The sequence below is a fragment of the Burkholderia sp. SIMBA_062 genome, assembly GCF_046534765.1.
In the GTDB taxonomy this organism is placed as follows: Bacteria; Pseudomonadota; Gammaproteobacteria; order Burkholderiales; family Burkholderiaceae; genus Burkholderia; species Burkholderia ambifaria.
This window is the reverse complement of the sequence record NZ_JAWRYD010000315.1, coordinates 1-266: the sequence shown is the minus strand read 5'-3', so window position 1 is coordinate 266 and position 266 is coordinate 1. Positions and strand designations below refer to the sequence as shown.

Sequence of the window (266 nt, the reverse complement as noted above, 5' to 3'; positions counted from 1 at the left end):
CCCCTACCGCGTTGGCCAGCTGTTTCTTCGAATCGCTGTCCACCTGCGATACAACGTTGGCCGACAGCGAAGTTTGCTTGACCGTTACCGACCAGGCACTCATCTCGGTCTGCATGGTGCTGATGAACGTCAGCACCGAAGCCCAGGACAGTGCCTGTGCAGGCAGTGCCGTAGCGCCAAGGCCAAGACCAACGGCCAGAACAGCCGCGACTTTCTTCATTGCCTGCCCCTCTTAGTTGAACAGGCCGGCAGCCGAGCTGGAGGAC

At 60.2% G+C, this 266-nt stretch carries 1 protein-coding gene; it reads right to left on the bottom strand.

From position 1 onward, the window contains the following. Nucleotides 1-220: hypothetical protein (locus SB786_RS36505; RefSeq protein ID WP_410731619.1), on the bottom strand; the 220-nt coding region annotated here is incomplete at its 3' end. Nucleotides 221-266 lie beyond the last annotated feature (46 nt).